At 58.3% G+C, this 630-nt stretch carries 1 protein-coding gene; it reads left to right on the top strand.

What is annotated here, in order from left to right:
* On the top strand, positions 1–608 hold a 608-nt coding region (locus NW860_RS00870; protein ID WP_414511937.1), incomplete at its 5' end, for a hypothetical protein.
* Between the last annotated feature and the right edge of the window lie 22 nt (positions 609–630).

Below are 630 nucleotides of genomic sequence, written 5' to 3'. Positions count from 1 at the left end.
CAACTTCCATCTTGCTGGTCAACGGCTCATTGGCAGCCAACGCTAGCTGCACCATCAGCCTGGATCTTCAGGTTACAGCCACGACAGCGGGATCCCTGACCAGCCCCGCGGTAACCCTGAGCAGCAACCAAGCGCCTAATGCCACCGCTGCGGCTATCAACTTAACGGTAACGGTGCCAGCTCCCACCTTTACCGTGGCCTTTGCTCCCAACCCGCTTGGCCCAATCGGCCCAGCTCCCGTTATAGGCACCGGAACTTTGACGTTTACCATCAGGAACAACGCAGCCATTCCATTGACGGGCTTGGCCTTTAACCACACCTTGCCGGTAGTGCCGCCTTTAACTGTAGGGCCTGGTGCACCTCCTCCCTTACCTGCTTCCTGTGGTGCTGGAGCTACCCTCACAGCGTCGGTGGGTGGGAACACCATTCAATTCACCGGAGGACAAGTGGCTGTCGGCGCAACCTGCACAGTGACCATCCCTGTCCAAACGGGACCTCTGACCTCACCCGGCACCTACACCTACCCTAACTCCCCAGTAACATTGACCAACGCTCAGGCCGCCCCTGCCACAGCAGGGCCAGTAACCTGGACAGTTGTAGTGAATTAGTCCTTCAAAAGCAGCTCGGCAA

The sequence above is a fragment of the Synechococcus sp. F70.1 genome, assembly GCF_047502745.1.
Lineage (GTDB): Bacteria > Cyanobacteriota > Cyanobacteriia > Thermostichales > Thermostichaceae > Thermostichus.
The sequence above is the reverse complement of the archived record's forward strand: the minus strand, read 5'-3'. Positions and strand labels throughout refer to the sequence as shown.